This is a genomic window from Pseudoalteromonas sp. BSi20480 (genome assembly GCF_000241365.1).
Classification (GTDB): Bacteria; Pseudomonadota; Gammaproteobacteria; order Enterobacterales; family Alteromonadaceae; genus Pseudoalteromonas; species Pseudoalteromonas marina.
The window spans coordinates 1-722 of the sequence record NZ_BADX01000006.1; the positions used below are offsets into that span (position 1 = coordinate 1).

The 722-nt window shown below is 38.1% G+C and carries 1 protein-coding gene; it reads right to left on the reverse strand.

The genetic code is table 11. The annotated features are described in order from the left end of the window. Positions 1–722, reverse strand: a 722-nt coding sequence (locus P20480_RS17450) for a metallophosphoesterase family protein (protein WP_033024878.1), incomplete at both ends; no start/stop codon positions are given.

Genomic DNA, 722 nt, shown 5'->3' on the forward strand with positions numbered 1-722 from the left:
TATCCACTTCAACAAGGGTGACGCCTTTCTTCTGGTTTTGTTCTGAAAAGCTATATTTCATTATTGAACCAGAATATCGAATATGCTCCTCGCCTTTATACTGGGGGCTGTGAAGATGACCTAAAGCAACATAATCAAAATCAACACAAGGCTGATAACTTACTCTGTCTGCACCACCTATTTGTAAAGGTCTTTCAGAGTCAGACTCAGCCGCCCCATCAATGAAACAGTGGCTAATCAATACATTAACCTGCTGATCAGACATTAAACTTTTTATTTCATCAACTAAGTAGGTATGTGCATCATCAAAGCTTTTAGCTTCAACATCAAAAGTATCTCTAACCATTAACGGCTCACAGTAAGGGATACCATAAAAAGCAACTTCAACTCCCTTTACTTCAATAACAGCGGGCTCCAAGACATCATTCAAATTACCAATGATATGCAAACCTGACTCTTTCATTTGTTTAGCGCCAAACCTAACTCTTTCTGCGCTATCGTGATTACCCGGAATCAAAATAATGGGAATGTTTAAATCCATACAAATTGACTTCAACACATCATCTAGTAATTCAACAGCGTTAGCTGGAGGTAGTGATCGGTCATAAATATCACCCGCAATCACTAAAGCATCTACATCTTCACTTTGAATGTAATCAATCAATTGATTAAGTACGTGCTTTTGATCTTCAAGTAACGAAACATTGTGGAATTGACGGCCT